Raw genomic sequence first — 22832 nt, forward strand, 5'->3', positions numbered from 1 at the left:
TTGTCCCGTCCTGAATATGGTTTACACCTTTCCCCCCAATAAATGGAGAACCCGATGGGACAAGGTGTGAAACGGACACAGCGCGATTACTCGCTGACTTTTAAACTGGCACTGGTCGAGCAGATTGAAAAAGGCGAGCTCACCTACAAACAGGCTCAGGTCCGTTATGGCATTCAGGGCCGCTCCACCGTTCTGGTATGGTTGCGTAAACATGGTCGGCAAGATTGGAGCCTGGGGGCTTCTGTGCGCGCCTGCAGGAGCATCACCATGCCTGACCCCGACAACCAGACGCCCGAACAGCGCATCAAGGAACTCGAGCAGCAGCTGGCGCTGATGAGTCAGAAGGCCCAGTTCTTTGAGGCCATCGTCGATGTACTGAAGAATGACTACGGCGTCTCCATCGTAAAAAAGCGACCCGGCAAGTCCTCTCGCAGCGGCAAGTCGAGAGGCTGACCATTGTCAGGGCTTGCCTGTTTCCGGGGATAAGCCGGCAGGCTTACTACAAGCGCAATCGGGTCGCCGACGAGCGCCATGCACAAGGGCTACAGGTGGTGCGCTTTGTGCGTCAGGTTCGACTGCGACAACCTCGGGTCGGCACTCGCAAGCTGCATTATCTGCTGCAGGGTCAGGAGGATGGCGGGCTCAAGGTAGGGCGGGACAGGCTGTTTCAGATATTGGCCGAGCACCGCTTGCTGGTGCAGCCTAAGCGGGCGTATCACAAGACCACCCACAGTTTTCACCGTTTCTACCGTCATCCCAACTTGCGCAAGGCGGGACCAGAGCAGGTTACGCCGGTGGCTCCGGAGCAGGTCTGGGTCGCAGATATCACCTATCTGCCCGCCAGGAGCGGACCGCTGTACCTGAGCCTGGTGACGGATGCCTACTCACGCAAGATAGTGGGCCATCACGTGCACGAAGGAATGCACGCGGAGTCGGTGGCGATGGCGTTCAAGAAAGCACTGAAGCAACGGCGTGGCGGCGGTGAACTCATCCATCACTCGGACCGCGGCGTGCAGTATTGCTCGGTGCTGTATCAGTCATTACATGAACGGTACGGGGTGAAATGCTCGATGACGGATGGACATGACTGTTACCAGAATGCGTTGGCGGAGCGGGTGAACGGGATTTTGAAAGGAGAGTTGTTGTTGCAAAGCCCGCAGGATTTAACGCAAGCGCGGGAAATGGTGCGTGAAGCGGTGGATATTTACAACGCGGAGCGGCCGCATCATGCGTTGAAATACAGAACCCCCGATGCGGTACATAGGGGGTTCTGAGTAGAGAAATGCTAGTTGAAAATGTGTAAACCTATTTCAGGACTAGACACCCCAACTTGTATCGCTGTGGTTCAGTCGATCTCGATATCCACCGGCGCAATGATGGGGTCGGCCACCGGCAGGCGTTGAAACAGCAGGCGAAAATGGTGCTGTACCCGGCCGATATCGACCAGTGACATGCCGGAGGCAAAACCGAACCAGACATAGAGGCCGGTGAGATCGCGAAACATCGGCGGCAAATAGCGGGGAGCGGCGATCAGCCCCTCCAGATAGTGCTGATAGAGCACCGGAATGTCATCCAGTGTCACCTTGCCGACAAACAGCATCGGCAGGATCTCGGGCACCCCTTCCAGCACGGCGCTGCGGATAAAGTTGACCGTCTCCACATAGCCACGCACGTAGGAGAGATCCTTGGTAAAGCAGGCGCCGCCGCCCACCATGCCGCCACGAAAGACCCGCTGGGTGATCTTGTAGGCGTCGTGCTCGCTGGTGCCCTGCTGCACGAAGTGCTGAAACACCTCGATAAAATCGGCGCCGCGCTCGGCCATGTCGATGGCCATCACCCGATCGGAGATACGCTTGGCCCGATCCGGAAAAGAGCTGAAGGTGAGGGTCTCTATCAGGACAGCCAGCCCCTCCTGACAGGCGGTGATCCGCGGTGAACCGGCGCTCAGCCAGGTGGCATAAGGCTGCTGGCGACCGTTGAGGGTGGTGCCGACATGGACCCACCCCTCGTGTACCTCCAGCACCTGCAAGTCCAGCTCGGAGAAACGGGCGTGGGAGTTGAGCTTGATGTAGTCGCCACCGGCCGCTGCATCGGAGACGATGCCATCGCTCAGCTTCACCTGCACAGTGCCGTCACTGAAGTAGCTCGACAGCTTGCCCTGCAGTTTGGCGACCGCGGCTTCTCCTTCGAACTCCTTGGGGTAGGGGCGCACCAGATGGCGGGCGCCGGGTAGGGAGAAGATATCGCACAGGCGGGCGCCCAGCTCCTTGAGAGTCTTGCGATCCCCGCGCAGGTGATCGCTGGCAGAGCCATAAAGCAACTGGCTGTAACGCTGAAAATCGGGTTGGCCGCGCTGGCGCAGCATCTCGATCACCACCATGTACTGATCGACCGTCTCTTGCAGGATCCGGCCAAGATCGTCCTGTGGTCCCAATTTTCTGCGGATCCGGTCCCGCAGCTCCTTGAGCTCCAGATACTTGTTGCGCGGATCGAAGCCGAGGGGGAGGGCATCATAGAAGTGCCTGTCGATAGCGGGCAGCTCCCTGCCACCGCTTGCCAGAAAGCGATCCTGCAGATGGCGTGGCCATTTGATGGCATCCAGAATGCGGATGGGTTTTTGCAGGGTGAGCAGCTCATCCGAGAGTGATTTCAGATGAAGGCGATACTTTTCTTGGATAGTCATGGGGCCCCCTGTGGGGCAAGCGTCATCGTGGATTTGGCTGAGTATATGCATAGCGCTTGCCAAAAAGAAGCGAGCCGCAGGGTTATCGGGTTGGCGTGCTTTTTGTTGATAGCAAATTGGTTTAGACTGCGCCCCTTGATCCCAATCTTGTCGTGGAAATGATGAATATCCCCAGCTCCGAAATGATAATGCGTTGGTTGCAACAGGCTCGTATCGAGCACTATGTCTGCGACCAGTGTCACGGTATCCACATTGTCTCTTTGCAGTCGGTCGATGGTATTCAGGAGAGCCGGATCTTCGTGGAAGAGGAAGGCCTGCTGTTCTCCTCCGAGCTGGAAGTGCGCCCCTCCGCAATGCTGCCGCTGGTTGCCGAACTGGGCCGACTCAATATGCAGTACCCCTCCCTCAAGGTGTTCCTCGATATCATCGATGACAACCTGCCGCGGCTGGTGGTCGGCCACACCGTCTTTACCAAGGCCGGACTCAGCGTCGAGCAGTTCCTGCTGTTCGTGCAAAGCACCATCGCTGCCACCCACGAACTGGTTGCCGAATGCGAACGTTCCGGCTTCCTCAACCTGCCGGAAATCCAGGTTGCACCAGAATCTGTGCATTAAGTGTTCGAACGGTTCGCCAGGTGAAAAAAGCCGTTGACGCGGGCGGGGCTTTCCCCTAAATTACGCCCCGTTCCAGCGCAACAGCGTAGCGAACACCGTGTTGGCTGAACACGTTAAACCACAGACCAAAATTTGGTGAGGTGTCCGAGTGGCTGAAGGAGCACGCCTGGAAAGTGTGTATACGGCAACGTATCGAGGGTTCGAATCCCTCCCTCACCGCCAAATGATAAGCCCAAGCAATTGAATTGCTTGGGCTTTTTCTTTATGTGCGATTTTCGCTATGCCACCCACTATGCCATCTGATGTTGGCTGGTACGGAATTATCTCGTACTCCGTTGGACAATGTGTTCGATGATTCACGGGTAGTCATCTACAGGAAAAACGCTATCATCATGTGCTTCTCGATAGGGATAACACCCATCACCTTGTGGCGTTATGGGCGTTATCTCTTTCGTCCAGCGTGTCAGTGCAAATAGCACTGCTTGTACTTCTTATCGCTGCCACAGGGGCAAGGCTAGTTTCGGCCAATCTTGATGGGCGCCACCACGGGTTGAAAACGCACTGGGCGCTCGCTGCGTTGTGCCAGAATGTAGGCATACAGGATACGAGCGGCAAAGCGAACCTTGGTGGATTAACATTTCCGCATCAAGGGGAGAAAGACTTGGTATGAGTCAGTGGAGCAGATGCAAACAGACCTGGATAGCTACCTGGAGCACTACAACACCCAGCGGCCACATCAAGGCAGGATGATGGAGGGTCAAACCCCCTACAACATGTTCAAGAAGGGTCTGAAATTGATACCGAAGGAAGTGCACACTAAAGTAGCGTAAACAAGACACCGGTTTGAGGCCGGTGTCAGGTGATAACTAGATCTGTACAAACACTCAGATCTGCATACCATTAAAATAAATTAATTGTAGGATACGGTTCGTTACATATTTATTCTAAATCTTCTTAAGAATCCTCAATGCATTACAGACATGACTAATTACTTTCATACCAGTAGAGATTATTAATCATCATTTATGAATAAATGAATGATGATATTCTCATAAGATTTGTCTCGCTAAAATATAATTATATGCATTTGTGACTTTGGTCATAAAAATGAATATTTTTGAGTTGTATAAATACCATTCAGAGTCGGCGTGTTCAATGAACATTTGAAATAAATGTTCGACCTTATCTAATCACTAAGCAACAATCATTTTCGAGGATAGAGGAGAGTCTGAAATTACCATTCACAAGAAAGTTGCATTCATAAATTTAAATTAGTGTTAACCTACCCAAAAAACCATTAAGTGAATTACATTCGGCTCTATAAAAATGATGGTCATCATTGGTTCATAATTTACACCATATAATTAGCTCAATATCAAAAATAACAATATAAATGATTATATCATGCACTTTTTACTCAATAAACTAACGCTAACCTGTGCTATCGCACTGTCTCTTGCCGCCTGCAATGATAACAGCTCGAACGCACCTGCAGATCCCGCAGCCACCAAAGCATCCCTGATGCAGACCATGGATGAAGCCCTGCGCGAGAGCCAGTCGCTCGACCCCTACGGTTTTGCCATCGATGCCGCCAGCATCGCTAAGCGCAAGGCACTCGACAGTTCACTGCTCCAACGACTGAATGCACTGGATCCCACGGTGCTAAGTGAGCGGGACCGGCTGTTCTACGACATGATCCGCTGGGACTTGCAGATCAATCTTGAAGGGTACGATTTACCCCAATCCCAGATCCCGATCCATCACTTCCGCAACCGGGTGGTGGATCTGGCAGATGACGTCGGAGCAGCCCCTGCCAGCGGCAAAGCTGCTCGCACAGTCAGCGGTGACTTCGACTATTTCGAGCACAGCTCGGCCGACCGGGTGGAACCGGGTGATGGCGCATGGCGTCGGGATCTCGACCGTACAGACACAGCACCGGCACTTGCAATGGCAACTCGAGCAAAGACAACAATGACCCCGCTGGCCTGGTATCAGGAACACCTCACCTGGCTCAAGGCCTATGATGTCTATCTTGCCGAGGTGAAACACCAGTTCGAGCAGGCCAGTGTTCAGGGCAACACCTTGCCTGATGAGCTGGTAGACCGGCTGCTGGCCCAGTTCGACAGCAAGCTGGATGGGGAGGCGATTGCCGGTTCCTACCTCGGCTGGCAACAGTTGCCGGGGGATGCCGATGCCACACTGCGAGCAGACTACAAAGCCGTGTTGGACAGCATCAACACCCGCTATCTGGCGCTGCGCGACTATCTGGATTACCAGCATGGCGGCGCCTATGCAGTGCGCTTGGGTAGTGGCGAGTGTGACGACGGTTTCTGTGGCATGACCAACGGGCGAGACTGGTATCGCTGGCTGCTGAAGAAGCACACCACCACCAACATGACACCAGAGCAGGTACATGAGCTGGGATTGAGCGAGGTAGAGCGGATCTTCGCTGCCATGGTCAAGGTATGCCATTCCGTCGGCAAATGTGACAGCGATGATGTGAGCCAAAGCAAGCAGAGCGGCCAGATCTACGCCTTCTTCCGCTATCTGAACGAGCCGGCCTTCTTCTATCAGAACCCGCTAGAGGTCTGGTCCGCCAGCCTCAACCCGGACAATGCAGCCGGGGCGACGTTGAGCGGGCCACAGCAGCAGGCGCTGGCCGAACACGAGCGGGCACTGCAGGAGTACAACGTCTTCAAGAGCAAAGCAGCACTGGTGCTGCCGGACTTCTTCGATGCCGAACGTACCATTCCCAAACTGGATTACGAGGTGGTGCCCGTCTCCTATGAAGATGCGCCATACGGCGGGGTGGCCTGGTATCAGGACGGCAACCCGCAGACCGGCCGCAAGGGGCAGTTCTTCCTCAACACATACTACCCCTATGGTCTGCAGAGCTGGAACATCAGCACCCTGCTGGCCCACGAGGCGGCGCCGGGTCACCACTTCCAGATCACCATCGCCCAGGAGCTGGCCGCCAAGGACCCCGACTTCCCGCAGTACGTGGCTAACGCCTCCTACACCGCCTATGCGGAGGGCTGGGCGCTCTACACCGAATACCTGGCGGATCACGACATGGGGCTCTATCAGGGACGGGGCCTCTATGATCCGGCGGTGGGAGACGTGAAGGTCGAGGGATCATCCGCCTTCAACAACCAGTTGCAATACTTCGGTCGCCTCAACGAGGAGATGCTCAGGGCGATGAGGCTGGTAGTGGATACCGGTATCCACTGGTATGGCTGGAGCCACGATCAGGCTGTCAACTACATGAAGGAGAACTCGGCGCTGGGGGCGGGGGACATCAGCTCCGAGGTGCCGCGCTACATGGCCTACACCGGTCAGGCGACCTCCTACAAGGCGGGCCAGCTGGCGCTGATCCAGATGCGGGAGTCGGCAGAGCAGGCACTGGGCGGAGACTTTGACCTCAAGGCGTTCCACCACCATGTACTTGAATACGGCATGTTGCCCATCTCGGTACTTGAGCAGAAGAACAAGCAGTGGATTGAACAGGGAAAATAAATATGAGATGAGATGAGATGAGATGAGATGAGATGAGATTATCTAGTCTTGAAGTAGGTTTTCACATTTTTAGCTAGCTAATATCCACCCAGAACCCCGATGCACCGTATCGGGGTTCTGCATTTCAGGCATGATATGGTCGATCTACGTATAAATTTCCGGCGCATCTCGAGTTGGTCTTCCCCACGACCTACCCACTTATCACGGACGAGTAGATGCAAAAATGTTACCACAGGCTAATGTGTGGCCACGCCTTGCGTTCAGAATTGGCGTCTACACTTGTCATTGAATAAATACAGATATAGACATAACCATGGCTGCCCAGGCTATCCGCCTCACAGGTGAAACCACCGTGCTGGATGGTGATACGTTGCTGGCGTTGGGCATCCAGTTCGCCGGTCGGCAGCTTGGCTTCCAGTGCCTTGATGATGGCCGGGAAGATTGCCTCCTGCCTGTCTATTGCCTCTTCCTGCCCATTCGCCAATCAATGAGGCCCGGTCTGACAGAAAGTGCAGACGATGATGCTCCTGGATAAGACGAGCGCCAAAGCGCGGTGTAACGGTGTGGGGCAAGCCCCACTGCGCAAAAATCCACGTGGGTTGGTCTGGTGCTGCGGGTTGCTGGTCTTTGGTGTGGGTGGTTGTCGTGGTCATGATTAGCGATACCTCAATTGGGTGTGGATGATGGTGCCTGGCACGTTGTGACGCTGGCGTAGTCTGGCTAGGTGCTCGGGGAGGTCTGTCAGGTTTGTCAGTCGCCCCCGGTAGAGCCGGGAGAGATTGACGTAGTCAGGATGGCTCACGGTGATGGTCACCTGATGCCCTGGCTGCCAACGACCAAATAGACGGGCTTTGGCCTCTTTGATGGTGGTGATACCGGGGGCTGGTAACGTCTGCCGGTTGCGTAGATGCAGTTTGTTGAGCTCGGGGGCATAGCGATGCACCTCGAGTCCAGTGATAATGCGGGCCATGTTCGGTGACTCCAATGATGCAAAGGGCCAGCCTGTGAGGGCTGGCCCTTTATGCTGTTTGTAGATGAGGGGAGATTGTTTGTTGTGGCTGTTGATGCAGAGGCAGCAGAAAACTGCCGGGCCGCGGTGGCTAGCCGTTGTAAAACAGGATGTAGTTCACGCCAGCCTGCTGGGCGGCAGTGAGCAAGGGTTGCAGCGCTGGCGGGATGGCATCGAACTCCATGGCCAGGTTCAAGGTGTACTCATAGGCGGAGTCATCCTTCACGCCGACATGTTCATGGGTGGCCATACGCTTGACCCATTGCCATTCCGGTACCAGGTCTGCGTCATCGTAATCGCCCACGATTGAACTCATGGCGACATCCAGCATCTGCATCACCGGATGGCCTGCAAGTGGGTTCGTTGTTGCAGCTAGGTGGTTAGTCATTGAGCCGTTCCTTGTGGTCTGGGCTGTGCGTTACATCTGATTGATAACCGGCTTGCAATTGAGTCGGTCCAACAGATGCAGCGAACCGTACTGGGCTACCAGTCGGTCTATGGCCATCTGGGCGCAGGCCGTTCTGCTGGGCTTATTCTCAGGGATTGCGTAACGCGCAGTGAGCCAGCCGCCGAGCAGCGCGATGCGATAGCCGCTCGGGATGTGGGTGAGCGACGTACCGATGCTCCTCCCGTGAATAAGAAAGGGCACTGCTTGGCCGCCGATGTCGATATCCATGCGCTGGCCCTTGAGCTCGAAGGTGGTGAACTCACCGGTCTGCGGGTGCTTGCCCGGTACCTTGATGGTGATGTTTTTCGCCATTTCACACCTCCGGTTTGGCTTAAAAGTGGTGGGTTACAACGCCCGCTTCCGGGTCGATACTGATAAAGGCCGGGGCTTGTGGGTAGTACTGGTAGAGCCGCGTCAGCTCGGCACGAAACGCCTCGACGTTCGGCGCAATCACATGACTGGTATCCCCCTCGGCGTAGGTAAAGGTCTCCAGCTTCTCTGTGTGGATCCAGATGCCGAAATACCAAGCGTCTTCCTCGGTATCGTATTGCTGCCAACCTTGGGCCAGTAGCGTGCGGTCGTAGTAGTAGCGGTCTGCCTGATGGCTCCCCCGGTCGATGCGGCAGCCCGTCACGGTGAGCTCAAACGGGATGCGCCCTACCTTCAGAGCCTTCTTGACCCGGCGCAATGTGTGCCGTGCCTTGGCCTTCTCTTTGCGCGGGTCGTAGGGGTTCAGCTTGCTGCCCACGTAGTTGAGGATCCCCTCGGCATTGGCGGCTGTATTGTGTGTCAGCGTGTGCAGCAGGGCGGTGACTTCACGACGGGCCAGTGTGCCCACGTGATAGAACTTGTTCATGATACTTATCCTTGAAACAAAGACCCCGCTAACTAGCGGGGCGGTAGATGTCGAGGTAGAGGTAGCCGTAGCTGCGCCTCGGACTGGCTTCACACACCCAGCCCTTGTGTTCAAGGCGAAACACCTCGTCCATGTCGGTGCATATCTGGTATGCCTTGGCCATCTTGGTTAACTCACGCAGGAAGTGCGGCAGCACAGTGTCGCACTCGGCCAGCCACGCCTCGTCTGGCTCGCCGTACATACCGGCACGGTCGCCCAGGAAATCAACATAACCACGTTGCAGAATGGCTCGAGCCCCCAGCTTGGGCCAGTTCGGGGTGCCCAGTCCCCATGTCATGTTCTCGAAGTTGCTCATGTGTGGCTGCTCCAGTTTGGGTTGCCGTTGGTGCCGTGGTTGAAGTAGGTACCCACAATGGTGCGTCGCCACTCCCCAACGGGATAGCCGAGGTCGTTGCACTCACGCTCCCACCACGCAAAGCTAATCTCGCGGGGCTGGTTGTCCACCATGTCCAGTGGACTCACGAACAGCGTGGTCTTGTGCATCGTTGGTACGGGCTTGATCTTGTCGGGGCCAGTGCGCTTGCCGGTCTCGTCATAGTCGTGTGCCCACTTCGGGAAGGTGAGCTGATAGGTAATGAGCCGATGCAAATCGCCATGTGCGCTCATTACCTGAGCGACAGCGACCTGACTGAAGCTATCGTTGAATTCGATCATGGGTGTTTCTCTCTTTCTGCAGGTGAACGGTAAGCCGCTGCCAGCAGCGCAAACTGTTCAACCAGGTAACTGATGCTGATGCCCAGTTCATCACTGACCCCATCCCCCAGACGGTGATGCAGGTGTGCCATGTCATCGGCAATACGTTGAGCTATATGGGCCGTTGAGCTCGGCGGTGAGCTTGTCACTGTCAGAGTGATGGAAAGGTTCATCACATCTCTCCCCAAGGGGCTTGCTCCCAGAGTGACAACCGGGTCAGCACATCTTGCGCCAGCGCTTGCTGCAACTGCTGGATTACCTTGACCAGCCGTGGGGCCTGCTCAGGGCTCCCACTCCATTCACTCGATTGGTACAGGGCGCAGCAGGTGAATTTGTAGAGGGCTACCAGTTCTGCATCGGTGAGTGGTGCCTGGTGGTAACGGTGGGCAGGTTTAATCTGTCCCTGCTTGGTCGAGCAGTGCTGGCGTGGTTCCTTCTGCTCTTGCTGGCGTCCTAACTGATAGCGATGCCAGACTGCCCGCCGGTTGGCGAGCATCATCAACCGTACCAGCCGGTCTACCCGCCACGTCCAGGTACTGGTGACCTCGATTGGTGAGTTCCACCAGAGGGTGCGCAGCAACTCAAGGGTGTAGTGCGGTGGCATGGGGGCATTGCAAAAGCGGTGTAACTGTACGGCAAAGGCAAGGTAGTCCTTGCGGTCGATCATGAAGGCAGACATGGGAGTAGCTCCTTGAAATGCAAAAGGCCACCTGCAGTGAGGTGGCCTTGCTGGGGGGATCGGAATATCCGGATCATGGTGCTGGTGCGGATGATCCGGGTGATCGGGTGGAAACGTGATCGGCATGCATGTTATTGGACGATCGACGGTTCGTTATTGGTGATCCTGGCGTGTGTCGGGGAGATCCGCATCAAACAGGATGGCGTAGAGCGTGGAATCAATGCCGTTAACGGCATCGTGATGCGGGTAATAGGGCGGAGCGTCTCGGGAGCGCTCAAAGTAGTAGCCAAAGCAGCTGAGACACTCGCGTATCTCGATGGTGGAGCCCTGTAGCAAGGTCTCTTCAAAGTGCTTGGCATAACCCTCGTCGTCACGGGCCTTGGTGACGGCCTTTTCCAGCAATGCCAGCGCATCTTCGTTGCGGACGGCTGTCAGGCTATGGCGCAGCTTCTCGAGGGTTTCCTCCAGGGAATAAGGATTAGGTAATCGCATGGTGTTTGTCCCCTCTCGGCGCGGCTAATGGCGCAACTGATGCAACAGCGCATCAATGGCCTCGATACAGTCAGCCTGGGTGAGTTGATAGCCGTTAGGCAGGTGAGCCACGATAGCGGGCTCTGCCTGCATCTCGACGTTGTCTGCAAGCCAGCAGCGCAACTCGAGGAGGATATCGAGGGCAGAGAGGTGGTTTTTACCTGGGGTCTGGTTCATAGCTGACCTCTTTCGGCCAGCGAGACTACGCCCTCGGCACCAACCACCAGATGGTCGAGCAACCGGATATCAACCAGTGCCAAGGCCTCTTTGAGGGCCTGGGTAAAGACCCGGTCAGATTGACTGGGCTCCGGGTCACCGCTGGGGTGATTGTGCACCGCAATGATGGCCCCACTGTTGAGTAGCAAGGCCCGCTTGACCACTTCCCGTGGGTAGATGCTGGCGCTATCCAAGGTGCCACGAAACAGCTCCTCAAAGGCCACCACGCGATGCTGGGAGTCAAGGAACAGTGCCCCGAACACTTCGTGTTCTCGGTCCTGCAGCAGGGTTTGCAGCCGCTCTGAGGCCTCTGTAGTACTGGTGATGGCAGTGCCTTTGGCCAGGCGTTTGCGAGCAATCTGGTTGGCGATGCGCAGCAGGTCTTGCTCGGTCACCGGTTCAGTGACGACATAAGTGCCGGGGCATTCCCCGGCTTTGAGCTTGTGATAACGCATGGTGGTCTCCTGAAAAAGAAAGACCCCGACAGCGCGAGGCATACCGGGGCTAAATGCAGAGGTGTTGTTGGTTCAATTGGAGGGTAGTTCAGTGGGCCGTAGTGGTGACGCCTTCCCTGGTGGTGGGTTCCTGCTAAACTGGCATTAGTGGTTCGGGGACCTGTATGGTGAGCGGGATGGCCAGCGCCAGGCTCAAGCGTTCGGCCAGTACGTAAGCTGGACCTATGGTGTCGTAGTCAGCAACCCAGGTGGCCAGTGTCAGTCCGCTGGCCTCCATTGCTCGCAGGTAGACGCTGTAGCCCTGAACCGTCAGGCCACTGTCACGCACCACTTGCGCCTCACCATCCCGATTAATCGCTTCGAGCTCAACGGCTATCGGATGTTTGGGCATCGCGAGCCTCCTCTTGGGGTAAGGGGTCACTCTCCACACGATAACCGTGATGAGTGCAGGTACGCTGCAGGTCAGCCAGGAAACTTGCCAACACACGGGGTTGCTCGGTGAGAGACACCGGTCCTGCTTGGCTGCGCCAAAAACAACGACGTGTGGGGTCCACACAGATTTCATCCACGGGCTGGCTCATGGTGTGCCAGTCCTCGGCATTGGTGAGGGAGAGCAGTTGCCACTGCACGCCAGACCAACGCAGGTGCAGTGTGACGGTGCGGGCATGTGGGCTATCGGGAGTCAGGTGCAGCAACCAGCGCTGGCCACGGTGGCGCGGTTGTATCTTGGCCTTGGCGGCGACCAACCCCAACCATTGGCGCGAGGTGTGGGAGAGCGGCAGTTCGTTAGTCATCACACACCTCCTACTCCCCACAGACCGTAACGGTGAAGTACGCCATCCGGCAGTAGGCAACAAAGTTGGTCTGCCACAGACTGAATAACTCATGGGCCTCTGAGCGCTGGATAGGCCCCCATCCTTGCAAATAGTGTTCGTCATCCAGGAAGTTGAAATCGAGCTCCTTGCAGAGCTCGGCATCCTGCCCCAGTCCTTGATAGCTGAAGTCGGTGACGTAATCGAACAGCCAGCCATCAAGACCGCGTATCAGACGTATCTCGACGGGGTGAGCCCCTCCCTGCTCTGGGCTGTAGGTGGGGCTGCGAAAGTTGAAGGTGAGTTGGGTCAGGCGCTCGAGGTTGAGGCCGATGTGGGCGACCTCCTGGTTAAGTAACGCGAGCAGCGCTTGGGCAACGGGCAGGGCAAAGCCATCCCGGAAAAAGGGAATGATCATGGTGTACTCCTTGAACGGGTTAAGCGTCGCCGAACAGGTCGCGCATTGTTCTGGCAACACGGGCACGGATTTGGTCATCAATGAATGCGGCAATGCTAGCGAGTGCGGCACTCAGCACCGCAATGTCATCAGCGAGCCCCATTGGCAACACGTCAGGGATGGCATCGATGGGCGAGATAAAGTAGGCCAGCGCACTGTAAATCAGGAGCTTGGCCCAAAGCGGCAGGTCATCCTTCTGACTGGTGTAGTAGAGCAACAGGCAGGTCTCGATAAAGGGCCTACCGGCCCGTTTGGCAAAGGCCCAAAGTTTTTGCCAAAAGCCTGGGTGATCGAACGACTCGCATTCGGGGGGAATGCAGGGTGGCATAGTGTGTCTCCTTCACGGGTGGTGAATGGCGGAAATGAAAAGAGGAGGCAAAGGCCTCCTCTGGGATGAAATGGGCGTGAGCTACTGGTCCCACATCAAGCAGTCAAACTCGGGGGTATTGGTGGCGGGCAGCACAGAGGCCACCTCTTTGGTCGGCAGTGTGAGCTGCTTACCGTCAGCCGTCAAAATGCGGATCGACTTGGCCTTGCGCAGCTTGCCCCACATGTCGAAGAAATTGTTCTCACCGACACGGGACTGGGTCTGATAGGGCGCATCGTATTGGCTACCATCGACGATGATGGAGAAGGCTTGTCCTGCATAAGAGCCATACTCCTTGCCCTGTACGGTAGCCGCCATGCTGACCTTGCGGGTGTCATTACAGGCGATATAGAGATGGTTCTGCTCGTTGACCACCGCCGTATATTCGCTGGTGCCCTGACCCCAGCCACTGCTCCAGCGCCCGGCCTCACCATAGGCCAGGGCGTTATTGCACAGCAGGATGGCCGTCAACGTGATCCAAGAGTTTTTCATGGTTAATGCTCCTTATCCAACGTAGTAACCCAACACATTCTGTAAAAATCCGCCGGCAGCTATGTAGCCTACGACGCCCCCGATGAGCTGGGGACCGGCTTTCCAAAACAGCTTCTTCTTGAACATCTCTTGTGCGCCGTCAGCCAGCAGCAAATCAGGCTGAGTGAAGCGGCGAAAGAGTTCGCCAACTATCATCCCCAACGACGAGAACAGTGAGCCGAACACAAAGAACCAGATATGGCCCCATACCCCAAGTTGGGGTGAGCCTCCGGTCCAGAGGGAATGAATGGTGGCAGCCAGTAAAAAGACGGTGGCAATGATGGGGTAACGGATCATGATATTTCTCCTTTGGTAATATAGTGAGAGTGAAAAGAGCGTGAGTGATGGTCGAGCCAGCGAGGACAGCGGGCTACACGTCTTGCCTGGATGGCGACAAGAGCAGCCTTGATGGTCATCGTATTAGGCTGAAATCAAACTCTTAAGGTTGATGTTCGCCTTTTTAGGTCCTTATCGTCAATGGGTCCATGGTCAACCATAAGGGTTGACTGGAGGGGCTATGACAGACATCAACTTTGAACAGCTGGCCAAGAGCGTGGGTAAAGCGATTGCGCGCCAGCGCAACCAGGCTGGATTTACCCAGGAGCAGGTGGCTGAATATCTCAATATCGGGATGGAGGCCGTCTCCCGAATGGAGCGGGGTATCGTGGTGCCAACTGTAGTGCGGCTGGCGGAGCTCGCTCAGCTGTTTGGTTGTGAACTGGCGGACTTTTTGCGCGAGACCAGCAACCGTCCCACCGAGCAGGGCATTGTGTTGAGCCAGCAATTGGCACAACTTGATGATGCCGACCGGACCTTGCTGCTGGAAACCATTAATCGTCTTGTAACGCGATTAACCCAATCAAAGTAAATGAATAAGACAACGTCGATGGCATAAATCGCCTCACCCGGACTGACGTCAGCCAGTCCGGGTAAGGATGTTTATGCCGGTGGTATAAAGAGAAGAACAATTATTGTAGTAACGTGAGAGCCTGTTCCAGAGCTTGGGATTTGAGCTGAGCACCTTGGCCGAACCAGGCTGAATCAAGTCGATTATCCTGACTGCGTGCACGACGATGATGATCGACATATTCCGTGACAGCATTGACCAAACCCCATGCAGTATTTTTGGCACTGGCAAGGTCTGAGCCCATTCCTGCACCTTGGTAGAGTTCCTGTAATTTCTTGGTAGGACGGCTCAGTACAATGTTGCCGTCATCACCTGTCGGGTCATTAATCAGTTCACTGAAGAAGAGAATAGCTTCAGCAGGAGAGACTGAGCGATGACTCAGCTCATGTATATTACGTTGAAACAGGCCCCAGTTTGCTAAACCAAGACCGAGCATTTCCTTGACATGTTCCGGGTTGAATTTAGTTGAGTGGGGCACTTTAATTGCGTCGGCTTTATCATTGAGTGCCATCTGTAATGTATTATTACAAACCACCCGCAGAGAGGTAAATTGAGCTGTGGTACAGAGGGTGCCATCACAACTGGTCGCCAGCAATAAATAAGATTTCACTATGTCACCGCCGTTTAGTTTCATGCCCTGGCCCGTTTTGGCCAATGCCCACAACTTTCTTCCTCCTTTTAATACGCCTGCTGTTTCTAATTCAAACCCACCTGCTTGCACCAAATCCTGATAGAAATGCAATACCTCGTGAGGCTGTACCACATTGTAACGTTTGGAGACCACCGAGAGTGGAGCAAGCGTATCGGAGCGGTAAAGGACTTTACTCATCGTAAAGGGGCGGATATGCAGCGCATCTGAGGTGACATTGTAGAGTACATCGCTTTGTTCGATGGTCCAATCCATCCCGGCAGCTTGCTGCCAGATAACTAAAGACTGTTTTTCTGGTAATTGATTACCCAGTCCATGCCAAGGGGTTTGACCAGTGTAGGCCATTGTTTCAATCAAGTGCGCCATCTTTAATTCCTCTATGTATAAATCTCACAAAGGTTATATAGGGATGAATATATTTGGAGATGGATGCTCGCTTAGGTACTTCATGCTTTTTTGAATAATGCAAGCCTAAATAAGATGTTGAAGGGTTTTGCTATCTGCTATTTTTGCTACAGTAGCAAGATAATGGGAAATATCATCGCCTTTTGGGACGTTTTATCGCTGTAGGGACGTGGTTTGTTAGGGGGGGGGAGGGGCACTTTGTGCAAACGGCTGTGTGTCTTCTCGATCAAGATATACGGGCCAGGATAATAGCCTCATCATTCAGTCCCGTATGTCTAATCAATACCACTTACTATAGGCAATTCATTTCATCGTAATAATTCCCCCATTCATCAATAGCAGTGGAGATAAGCGCGAGTCTATTTTTCAGCGAAGCAAATTTATTGCTTGAATAGCCCTTTGGGAGAGCTGATGCTATAGCCTCATTGGTCCCAATACCATCTAGATGTATTTTTTCCCAACAAATGAGTGCGAGAATATGTTCTTCTATGTTGCTTTTTCGCCTCACATACTTATTTTTATTGAGGTTTCGCTTTAGTAATGGCCTTAGTTTTTCAATTTCTGGAGCCTCAATAAAGTCATTGCTGTTTATGTGGTAATAATTTTTGAATTTTTCAAATTGGTATTCATATTCATCAAAAGCTTCATGTATGTCTTCTTTTTTTGCATTGAAGTGACAACTTATCGCCAATGAGGAGATTGGTGAATTATCATCAATCTGTGGGTAGACATAAAATATCCCAGGTTTCAGTTTTTCTGGATAAAATGATAATGCGTGACTTAGCGGTGTGGGTTGAGCAGTATTGGCTTCAAGGGATGTACGAATGGGCTGGTTATCATCATGACTTCCTACTCGTCGTTTACTTAGTTGGTATTTTTTGGCATCTCTTATGTTTTTTAAAAAATCTTGTGGTGTCACAGCATTAATGATATCTGCAATTCTTAACCAATTCAGGTGGAAAAAATCACTGTTCAAGTAATTTATTGTTGTAATGAACTCAGGGTTGGATTTGAGATCTTTAATAAATAAAACAAGATTTTTATATATTGTTTTCTCTTCTTCTGAAAGCAATGCCAAACTTAATACTCGGTCATAAGAGAAGTTGCATTGTACCGAGTCCCAGAACTCAGAGGTGATTTTTAACTTTACAATATGTTCATCGTTAATTTCTGCATCGTGAAGCATGGAAATGATTTCGTTATTTATCTCTTTTAATGAATTTATTTCGTGTGGTTTATTCAATCTGGCGTGGTTGTAAATAACATAGAAGTTAATAAACTGCTCGGTAGCGTGAGCCAGTAGAGTATTAAAGTCTGCATGCGTAATACGTGCTTTCATTATGCCGCCCCTCCTAATGAGCCGTTACATCAACGAGATTATTACGCATTGTGTTTATTCTGTGTTGGAAGGAAATCACAGTTATTGGTTCTTTTTCAATAGACTGCGTCTATCAAGGTGCAAGTAGAACATGTTGTTGCCAAGGTAGAAATAGATGGCGCACCTCATACGAGGTTCGTCATGTCAACATTAAATTCTTTAAAAGAACCTCATGCTGCGGAAAAAAATGCGCTCCGTATGATGGCCTCGTACACATTAAACGGAGGAAATCACATGGCGATGCAAACGAGTGAAACAGGTGCTGCGACTCAACTGATGCAGGACGTAGACAGAATTATCCGACTGCCCGAGGTGAAACGCCTGACTGGGTACGGCCGCTCCACCATTTATAACCGCCTCAACCCCAAGTCCAAAGGCTACGACCCCGATTTTCCGCGCCCAGTCAGTCTCTCTCCCTTCGGTGCCGCTCGTGGGATAAAAGGGTGGCGCATGAGTGAGGTCATGCATTGGTGTGCAACGCGTCCTTATGTTGAGGCGCGCCATTCTTCGCTCGAGGGTTCAAAAAATGATTAATGAGAAAGGGGCGCTTATCTTTCGCGATCAGCCATCATTTACCGAGATCTTGGAAGCTGCCAACCAACTAGAATCTGAAGCCCAACGCGCAGCACTTGCTCCTGTAGGGTTTCCTGTATCTGCGTTGTCTGAGCAATTGCAGGCGGTCATCCGCGGTGTGAAGAAGCAAACGCAAGCTTCTGAGGAGCTCATCGGGTGCATGTTGATTGGCATGATGGTGCCTGCAGTTCATGATCTGTTTGTCATCACGCCCTTGGAGAACATGTCTTTCCCCCTTTCGGCCAGCATCATGGTCGTCGCGGGGTCTGGCGAGGGCAAGTCATCCGTTGCTAAATGTTTCCTGAAACCCATTCGTACACTCGAGAGTGATCTCGCCATGCAGTATCAAACAGAGATGGCCCAGTTTGCTGGCGAGCTGGAACATTGGGAGATCAAACATAAAGTACTGAAAAAAGGGTATCAGCGTGCCATTACACTGGGTGAGGAGGAAGGGGAATACAAGCGTCGCCTGGATGAGCATATGGCGCGCAAACCAACCAAGCCTGTCCAAAAACGCTTGCTGGTGAACGATCTGACGACGGCTGGGCTTTTGAAGCTCCTGGGGACGGGATGGCCCTCGCTCTTTTTATTCTCCGATGAGGCTGGCAGCATTCTGGATAACGAGCTATTCCACAAACCGCATTTACTCAACACGCTGTGGGATGAGCAGTGTATCAGGGTTGACCGCGGTGGTAGTCATGCTTCGTTCTCGATTGAGAATGCACGATTTAGCAGTTTGTTGATGACGCAGCCTGCATCGTTTAACCGCATGCTCAAACAACAGCGTGGCATTGCCATCACATCAGGTCTGTGTGCGCGTCTACTCATCTGCGCGCCTAAATCGACAATGGGAGAGCGGCTCATCGGCGATGCACAAGAGCAGCAAGATGAGGTTGAGCGCGCGGCGCTGGAGTGGTTTTACCAACGACAAGCAGCGCTTTTGATGCAATCGATGGCGCGTCGGGAGATAGGCCACGAGTATATCAGTCTGCAACTTTGTGCAGAGGCTAGAACCTTGCTTCGTGAAACCGCCAATGCTGTCACGTTGAGACTTGGTCCTCAGGGTGACCTTCGTCAGTACAACATTTTTGGTGCCAAGTACTTTGAACATGTCGCACGCATAGCCGGGGTTCTGGCAGCTTTCTGTACAGAAAACGTGGTGGTTTCTGCCGAGACTGTACAAGCGGCGATTACCATTGTGGATTATTTCTTAAAACAACATATTCACCTGATTGGTGATGATGTCATGCCGAGTATGCGTACTCATGCAGAAGAGTTAGACGCTTGGTTGAAAAAACGTGCAGGGAGCCAGATTTATTTTGAAATCCCTAAAAATGAAATTCTTCAAAAAGCGTTCGTAGAATTAAGAAGTGTGGCTGTGCTGGACAAGGCCATTAATGAGTTAACGGCAAAGAACAAGGTCTGTCTTCGCACGGAATATCGTCATCAAGGGCATAAACCAATAACGATGGTGTGCTATTACAATGTTGAAAATAAAACTTAACATCCTGATAAATATTCTGATGGAGGTACAATAGACTCCCTTCACACCGACTAAATGGCAGCTGGATGATAACGTGCCAAGCCATAAGGAAGTAAGCTCGAGATATTAATTTAAGGAACACTAACTATACAAGGGTAAGTTATTTTTGGATTCTCGGTCATATCGACAAGATCAACACTTGATTAACGTTTTTTGCTAGTAACTCAACTTGAGTTTGAGTCGTGAATATTGGTTTTTAATGTTATTGGTAGTTCACATTAACTAATGTCTAAGTTAACGTAATTTATTCGGCTACCTAATAAATAACTAAGATGAGCTGATTTACAGGTCATCTCATACATCACTCGATGCAACGATAGGCAGCATACGACTTACTCAATCAGTCATGATTGAATGAAGAGTCAACCTAATACGAGGAGGACATGACCACATGTCCTCATTCATCAGTAATATCAAAGCATGTAATAAGGAATAAACATGCCTAAGTATAGCCATAACCACGTCGACATTGATGCTATCCCGATCCTGCATAAACCAACGAAAGCGTTGCGTATGAAAAAGGCGTCCTCTATAACAAGAACGCTGAGCGAGATGTGTCATCAATCTATTTATTACCCACAACTACTCAAATTCATCGACTATCTGGCGCAGCGGGAGATTCCTCCTGCTCTATTTTCCAGTAAGATGGCGGGGGGTATTTACCCTCTTACCAAGGAGGGGGCGAGGCTATCAGGTATTATCACGCTTGCTGTGCAGGTGTACCTGCATCAGGAGTATTTTAATTTGGATCCCAAGTTGGCCTGCTTGTGTAATTTCGTCGTCAAGCATCAACTTCGTGAGATGATCATGGATGGTGGCACCAGCCAAGATGCGCAGGAGAAGCTGGATCTCAGGTATCAGCAGTTGATGTTGGAATTGAAGTCAGAAGTTATGCAGGGCAAGTGCGATACCTTCATGAAGGGGGCGCAGAGGAATACCGCATCACTGCGTCGCTACGTGAATGGGTTGTTTGGGCGCTATGCTCGTCTCCTGGTGCTGCGGGTCGATTTGTACTACAAAACAGAGTGCTTGGATGAGCTTTCTATTGAAGAGATCATCAAACACAAAAAAGCGTTGTTTAAAACCCGTGGTAAGGGGGTATTGGCTGCCAATTGGGTGGGGTATGTTTGTCGTTTGGAGTTTGCACCTCTAACAGGCTTTCATTTTCACTTGGCAGTTTTTATGAATGGAGCTCACTTCCAGCGCGATGTTTACTACGCAGATGCCATCATTAAGGAATGGTTGCGTATCACGGGCAACCGGGGCCGAGGGCATAATTGCAATCAGAAAAAGGCTGAGTATCGGGAGTGCGGGATTGGCATGGTTGGGCATGCCGAAAAGACGAAACGATGCTATTTACAAAAAGCCCTTGCTTATCTGACCAAATCAGAGCCTGCCGCCAGGCTGAAGCTCAAAAAAAACCGAACTTTCTTCAAAGGCAATCTTCCCAAGCACGTTACAGCACGAGGTAGGCCGCGATTGAAAGCGTAGGCTGTGATGAAAGTCTCTTCAGTTAATAAGACCGTGAAATGCATATTTCAATTCACGTTAAGTGAGATAGCAGCATGAGTCAGTTAGCTACCGCGGAATTTGTTATTGATTTTTAGTGAGTGTTAGAAGGATGTTTTTAGCTTTGTCTAAATACCGTTCGTGATAGATGAATAGTGGCTGGTCGTCAAGGAGTGAGGGTGGGTATCGTGTCCTGGTGAGGGTAGGTGTCATCATCAAAGGTGCTGTAATGCGTCAAGATGCATCTATTATATCTGAGATGTAGAGTCGGGTGGGTATAGTCATCAATGCTCACACCAAGGCATGTAAGTACTATATAGATGGATGTAATTTGCTCAGTATGGATGAGATGCATTAAATCAGAGTGGCATTTCAACAAGCCATTGCAACCCATGCGTGAAATGGTACTTTTTACCCGTGCGATATCTCTTGGCAATCAAAAGAAGTAGGTGACAACATTGGAGTGTTGATATAATTTGCTTTGATAATTAAATATTTTTTTCCTTTATTATCCAATCTATTGAGCGAGAGGCAATTGATGAGTGAATTTTTGAAAGTCTTGTTGAATGTGCGTAGTCTGCGAGCCGCACTGCGTGAGTTGTCCCTGGAACAGGTACAAGAAGCTCACGAGAAGATTGAAGCGATTTATCTGGAACGGTTGGAGCTGACAGAGAAAGAACAGGCAGCCCAAGCTGAGCATCGGCAAAAGCTGGCTGAATTCCAGGCGATGTTAGCGCAGGCAGGTATTGACCCGACTGAGTTGGTTGGCAGTACTCCAGCAGATGCAACTGCGACTAAAGCCAAACGAGCACCTCGTCCCCCGAAATACCGTTACGTTGAAAATGGTGTAGAGAAAACCTGGACCGGTCAGGGCCGTACACCCAAGTTCCTAGTCCAGCAACTGGAGCAAGGTCATCAGCTGGATGACTTCCTCATCTAAATAGACAAGGCCATGCCCTCACGATGTGGCCTTTCTGTTTACGTGGCGTTGTTGCCTAAATTGATGCAGCTTGAATGGAACTAACTGAGGACTTGGTGATCTGATCACCACCATCTCCTTCAAGTCTGCATCATGAGCACGTCGCTTCACCCCATCACCAACTGGCCTCAATACAACAAATCATTGATTAACCGTGGTTCACTCACCTTCTGGTTGATGCCGAGGCCATGAACAACTGGTTTCACCACGACCCCCATTATGGCCGGGGCCGCAGCCAACTCTACACTGACCAGACCATCTGTACCTTCCTGATGCTCAAGGGGATTTTCAGCCTCACTCTGCGAGCAACATAGGGACTACTCGACTCCCTGTTCGAGTTGATGAACGTACCGCTTTGTGCCCCCGATTACAGCTGTGTCAGCAAGCGAGCACGCACGGTGACAGTGGCTTATCGACTCAACCGGGCTGAAGGTATTTGGTGAAGGCGAGTGGAAGGTCAGAAAACACGGCGCCGAGAAGCGGCGAGTGTGGCGCAAGTTGCATCTGGCGGTAGACCCGGTGACCCACGATATCGTGGCGGCGAAAGTGTCGTTGGAAAATGTCCATGACGCCGAGGTGCTGCCAACCTTACTCAATCCACTGCGGTGCAAGCTGGGACGTGTTTATGCGGATGGCGCGTATGACAGCAAAGCCAGCCATCAGCTTATCTTGCGCAAAGGGGCAACAGCCTGTATCCCGCCTCGCAAAAGCGCGGGGTTATGGAAAAAAGGACACGCAAGAAATGACGCGGTGCTGGTGATGCGCAAGGAAGGGCTGGCGTACTGGAAGAAGATATCGGGGTATCACCGTCGCTCGCTGGCAGAGACTGCGATGTATCGATTCAAACAGTTGTTAGCGGGGAAAGTCAGTTTACGTAACCACAACGGCCAAGTGGGAGAAGTCATGGCGTATGTGAGCGCCATAAACAAGCTGAATACTCTGGGCATGCCTGTCAGAAAGCC

The 22832-nt window shown here is 52.4% G+C and carries 30 protein-coding genes, 1 tRNA gene and 3 pseudogenes; 11 read left to right on the plus strand and 23 right to left on the minus strand.

All coding sequences use genetic code 11. The features are described from left to right. Window positions 1-54 precede the first annotated feature (54 nt). Window positions 55-1274, plus strand: a protein-coding gene (locus AB5Y83_RS09005; RefSeq protein ID WP_279487891.1) for an IS3 family transposase whose coding sequence is annotated in 2 segments (ribosomal slippage) — window positions 55-403 and window positions 403-1274 — 1221 coding nt in all. Because the reading frame shifts where the segments join, the coding sequence is not laid out codon by codon here. 71 nt (window positions 1275-1345) lie between these two features. Here the strand turns inward: AB5Y83_RS09005 and AB5Y83_RS09010 are convergent. Next, on the minus strand, window positions 1346-2683 hold the full coding sequence (locus tag AB5Y83_RS09010; protein ID WP_368175050.1) for a flavohemoglobin expression-modulating QEGLA motif protein: 1338 nt from the start codon (window positions 2681-2683) through the stop codon (window positions 1346-1348). Window positions 2684-2841: 158 nt separating this feature from the next. On the opposite strand from AB5Y83_RS09010, the gene AB5Y83_RS09015 reads away from it, so the two are divergent. Both AB5Y83_RS09015 and AB5Y83_RS09020 read left to right on the plus strand, forming a co-directional pair. Continuing rightward, the gene (locus tag AB5Y83_RS09015; RefSeq protein ID WP_005337119.1) at window positions 2842-3297 is read left to right on the plus strand and encodes a YbjN domain-containing protein; all 456 of its coding nucleotides are present in this window, start codon (window positions 2842-2844) and stop codon (window positions 3295-3297) included. A gap of 134 nt (window positions 3298-3431) precedes the next feature. Further along, window positions 3432-3519, plus strand: a tRNA-Ser gene (locus AB5Y83_RS09020). Between the two features lie 241 nt (window positions 3520-3760). Here AB5Y83_RS09020 and AB5Y83_RS09025 read toward each other — a convergent pair. After that, a pseudogene (locus AB5Y83_RS09025) lies at window positions 3761-3811 on the minus strand (SEC-C metal-binding domain-containing protein); the annotation flags it as partial. Window positions 3812-3914: 103 nt separating this feature from the next. On the opposite strand from AB5Y83_RS09025, the pseudogene AB5Y83_RS09030 reads away from it, so the two are divergent. Together AB5Y83_RS09030 and AB5Y83_RS09035 are read left to right on the plus strand one after the other, a co-directional pair. Further along, window positions 3915-4127: pseudogene (locus AB5Y83_RS09030) on the plus strand (integrase core domain-containing protein); the annotation flags it as partial. Window positions 4128-4701: 574 nt separating this feature from the next. Beyond that, the gene (locus tag AB5Y83_RS09035; RefSeq protein WP_368175051.1) at window positions 4702-6813 is read left to right on the plus strand and encodes a DUF885 family protein; all 2112 of its coding nucleotides are present in this window, start codon (window positions 4702-4704) and stop codon (window positions 6811-6813) included. A 226-nt stretch (window positions 6814-7039) separates the two neighbouring features. On the opposite strand, the gene AB5Y83_RS09040 is transcribed toward AB5Y83_RS09035, so the two are convergent. From AB5Y83_RS09040 to AB5Y83_RS09130, 19 genes are all read right to left on the minus strand, one after another. Continuing rightward, window positions 7040-7243 (minus strand): type IV toxin-antitoxin system YeeU family antitoxin, encoded by a 204-nt coding sequence (locus AB5Y83_RS09040; RefSeq protein WP_368175052.1) that lies wholly within the window; start codon window positions 7241-7243, stop codon window positions 7040-7042. Beyond that, window positions 7149-7466: a type IV toxin-antitoxin system YeeU family antitoxin gene (locus AB5Y83_RS09045; protein ID WP_338454982.1), complete on the minus strand. Its 318-nt coding sequence runs from the start codon at window positions 7464-7466 to the stop codon at window positions 7149-7151. The genes AB5Y83_RS09040 and AB5Y83_RS09045 overlap by 95 nt, the downstream gene beginning before the upstream one ends. A gap of 2 nt (window positions 7467-7468) precedes the next feature. Then, complete coding sequence (locus AB5Y83_RS09050; protein WP_338454981.1) at window positions 7469-7783, minus strand: hypothetical protein; 315 nt, start codon at window positions 7781-7783, stop codon at window positions 7469-7471. 130 nt (window positions 7784-7913) lie between these two features. Beyond that, window positions 7914-8138, minus strand: coding sequence for a hypothetical protein (locus AB5Y83_RS09055; protein WP_338454979.1), 225 nt, complete (start codon window positions 8136-8138; stop codon window positions 7914-7916). Between the two features lie 102 nt (window positions 8139-8240). Then, the gene (locus tag AB5Y83_RS09060; RefSeq protein ID WP_231721300.1) at window positions 8241-8582 is read right to left on the minus strand and encodes a hypothetical protein; all 342 of its coding nucleotides are present in this window, start codon (window positions 8580-8582) and stop codon (window positions 8241-8243) included. A gap of 19 nt (window positions 8583-8601) precedes the next feature. Beyond that, on the minus strand, window positions 8602-9126 hold the full coding sequence (locus tag AB5Y83_RS09065; RefSeq protein WP_338454977.1) for a hypothetical protein: 525 nt from the start codon (window positions 9124-9126) through the stop codon (window positions 8602-8604). 28 nt (window positions 9127-9154) lie between these two features. After that, on the minus strand, window positions 9155-9481 hold the full coding sequence (locus AB5Y83_RS09070) for a type IV toxin-antitoxin system YeeU family antitoxin (RefSeq protein ID WP_338454975.1): 327 nt from the start codon (window positions 9479-9481) through the stop codon (window positions 9155-9157). Next, window positions 9478-9840: a hypothetical protein gene (locus AB5Y83_RS09075; protein WP_231721297.1), complete on the minus strand. Its 363-nt coding sequence runs from the start codon at window positions 9838-9840 to the stop codon at window positions 9478-9480. The genes AB5Y83_RS09070 and AB5Y83_RS09075 overlap by 4 nt, the downstream gene beginning before the upstream one ends. After that, window positions 9837-10052 (minus strand): hypothetical protein, encoded by a 216-nt coding sequence (locus tag AB5Y83_RS09080; protein ID WP_080722203.1) that lies wholly within the window; start codon window positions 10050-10052, stop codon window positions 9837-9839. Before AB5Y83_RS09080 ends, AB5Y83_RS09075 begins: the two co-directional genes overlap by 4 nt. After that, window positions 10052-10558 carry a hypothetical protein gene (locus AB5Y83_RS09085; protein ID WP_338454974.1) on the minus strand — a complete coding sequence of 169 codons (507 nt, stop codon included), beginning with the start codon at window positions 10556-10558 and terminating at the stop codon, window positions 10052-10054. Before AB5Y83_RS09085 ends, AB5Y83_RS09080 begins: the two co-directional genes overlap by 1 nt. A gap of 153 nt (window positions 10559-10711) precedes the next feature. Further along, window positions 10712-11050 (minus strand): hypothetical protein, encoded by a 339-nt coding sequence (locus AB5Y83_RS09090; protein WP_231721294.1) that lies wholly within the window; start codon window positions 11048-11050, stop codon window positions 10712-10714. A 24-nt stretch (window positions 11051-11074) separates the two neighbouring features. Then, window positions 11075-11266, minus strand: a complete 192-nt coding sequence (locus AB5Y83_RS09095; protein WP_043123628.1) for a hypothetical protein — start codon at window positions 11264-11266, stop codon at window positions 11075-11077. After that, the gene (gene radC / locus AB5Y83_RS09100; RefSeq protein WP_338454971.1) at window positions 11263-11760 is read right to left on the minus strand and encodes a DNA repair protein RadC; all 498 of its coding nucleotides are present in this window, start codon (window positions 11758-11760) and stop codon (window positions 11263-11265) included. The genes AB5Y83_RS09095 and radC overlap by 4 nt, the downstream gene beginning before the upstream one ends. A 133-nt stretch (window positions 11761-11893) precedes the next feature. After that, the gene (locus tag AB5Y83_RS09105; RefSeq protein ID WP_160880388.1) at window positions 11894-12151 is read right to left on the minus strand and encodes a hypothetical protein; all 258 of its coding nucleotides are present in this window, start codon (window positions 12149-12151) and stop codon (window positions 11894-11896) included. Next, a complete protein-coding gene (locus AB5Y83_RS09110) occupies window positions 12126-12554 on the minus strand; it encodes a hypothetical protein (protein ID WP_338454968.1) in 429 nt (142 codons plus the stop codon). The genes AB5Y83_RS09105 and AB5Y83_RS09110 overlap by 26 nt, the downstream gene beginning before the upstream one ends. 10 nt (window positions 12555-12564) lie before the next feature. Then, the gene (locus AB5Y83_RS09115) at window positions 12565-12990 is read right to left on the minus strand and encodes a DUF2787 domain-containing protein (RefSeq protein WP_338454967.1); all 426 of its coding nucleotides are present in this window, start codon (window positions 12988-12990) and stop codon (window positions 12565-12567) included. 19 nt (window positions 12991-13009) lie between these two features. Next, the gene (locus AB5Y83_RS09120) at window positions 13010-13357 is read right to left on the minus strand and encodes a YkvA family protein (RefSeq protein ID WP_181269407.1); all 348 of its coding nucleotides are present in this window, start codon (window positions 13355-13357) and stop codon (window positions 13010-13012) included. An 81-nt stretch (window positions 13358-13438) separates the two neighbouring features. Next, a complete protein-coding gene (locus AB5Y83_RS09125; RefSeq protein ID WP_338454966.1) occupies window positions 13439-13888 on the minus strand; it encodes a hypothetical protein in 450 nt (149 codons plus the stop codon). Between the two features lie 12 nt (window positions 13889-13900). Continuing rightward, on the minus strand, window positions 13901-14224 hold the full coding sequence (locus AB5Y83_RS09130) for a hypothetical protein (protein ID WP_160882359.1): 324 nt from the start codon (window positions 14222-14224) through the stop codon (window positions 13901-13903). Between the two features lie 220 nt (window positions 14225-14444). Between AB5Y83_RS09130 and AB5Y83_RS09135 the strand changes: the two genes are divergently transcribed. Continuing rightward, the gene (locus AB5Y83_RS09135; protein ID WP_160882358.1) at window positions 14445-14795 is read left to right on the plus strand and encodes a helix-turn-helix domain-containing protein; all 351 of its coding nucleotides are present in this window, start codon (window positions 14445-14447) and stop codon (window positions 14793-14795) included. 100 nt (window positions 14796-14895) lie between these two features. On the opposite strand, the gene AB5Y83_RS09140 is transcribed toward AB5Y83_RS09135, so the two are convergent. Next, window positions 14896-15849 carry a DUF932 domain-containing protein gene (locus tag AB5Y83_RS09140; RefSeq protein WP_338454964.1) on the minus strand — a complete coding sequence of 318 codons (954 nt, stop codon included), beginning with the start codon at window positions 15847-15849 and terminating at the stop codon, window positions 14896-14898. A 331-nt stretch (window positions 15850-16180) separates the two neighbouring features. Continuing rightward, entirely contained in the window at window positions 16181-17227 is a 1047-nt protein-coding gene (locus AB5Y83_RS09145; RefSeq protein ID WP_160882356.1) for a hypothetical protein, read from the minus strand. 180 nt (window positions 17228-17407) lie between these two features. Here AB5Y83_RS09145 and AB5Y83_RS09150 point away from each other — a divergent pair, with 180 nt between their 5' ends. From AB5Y83_RS09150 to AB5Y83_RS09170, 5 genes and pseudogenes are all read left to right on the plus strand, one after another. Beyond that, on the plus strand, window positions 17408-17800 hold the full coding sequence (locus AB5Y83_RS09150) for an AlpA family transcriptional regulator (protein ID WP_160882355.1): 393 nt from the start codon (window positions 17408-17410) through the stop codon (window positions 17798-17800). Beyond that, the gene (locus AB5Y83_RS09155) at window positions 17793-19343 is read left to right on the plus strand and encodes a YfjI family protein (RefSeq protein ID WP_160882354.1); all 1551 of its coding nucleotides are present in this window, start codon (window positions 17793-17795) and stop codon (window positions 19341-19343) included. Before AB5Y83_RS09150 ends, AB5Y83_RS09155 begins: the two co-directional genes overlap by 8 nt. Window positions 19344-19820: 477 nt before the next feature. Continuing rightward, complete coding sequence (locus AB5Y83_RS09160; protein WP_160882353.1) at window positions 19821-20873, plus strand: inovirus-type Gp2 protein; 1053 nt, start codon at window positions 19821-19823, stop codon at window positions 20871-20873. 556 nt (window positions 20874-21429) lie between these two features. Continuing rightward, window positions 21430-21831 (plus strand): H-NS family nucleoid-associated regulatory protein, encoded by a 402-nt coding sequence (locus AB5Y83_RS09165; protein WP_160882352.1) that lies wholly within the window; start codon window positions 21430-21432, stop codon window positions 21829-21831. Window positions 21832-21963: 132 nt separating this feature from the next. Beyond that, window positions 21964-22832: pseudogene (locus AB5Y83_RS09170) on the plus strand (IS5 family transposase); the annotation flags it as partial.

This window comes from Aeromonas sp. R5-4, from assembly GCF_040908215.1.
Lineage (GTDB): Bacteria > Pseudomonadota > Gammaproteobacteria > Enterobacterales > Aeromonadaceae > Aeromonas > Aeromonas veronii.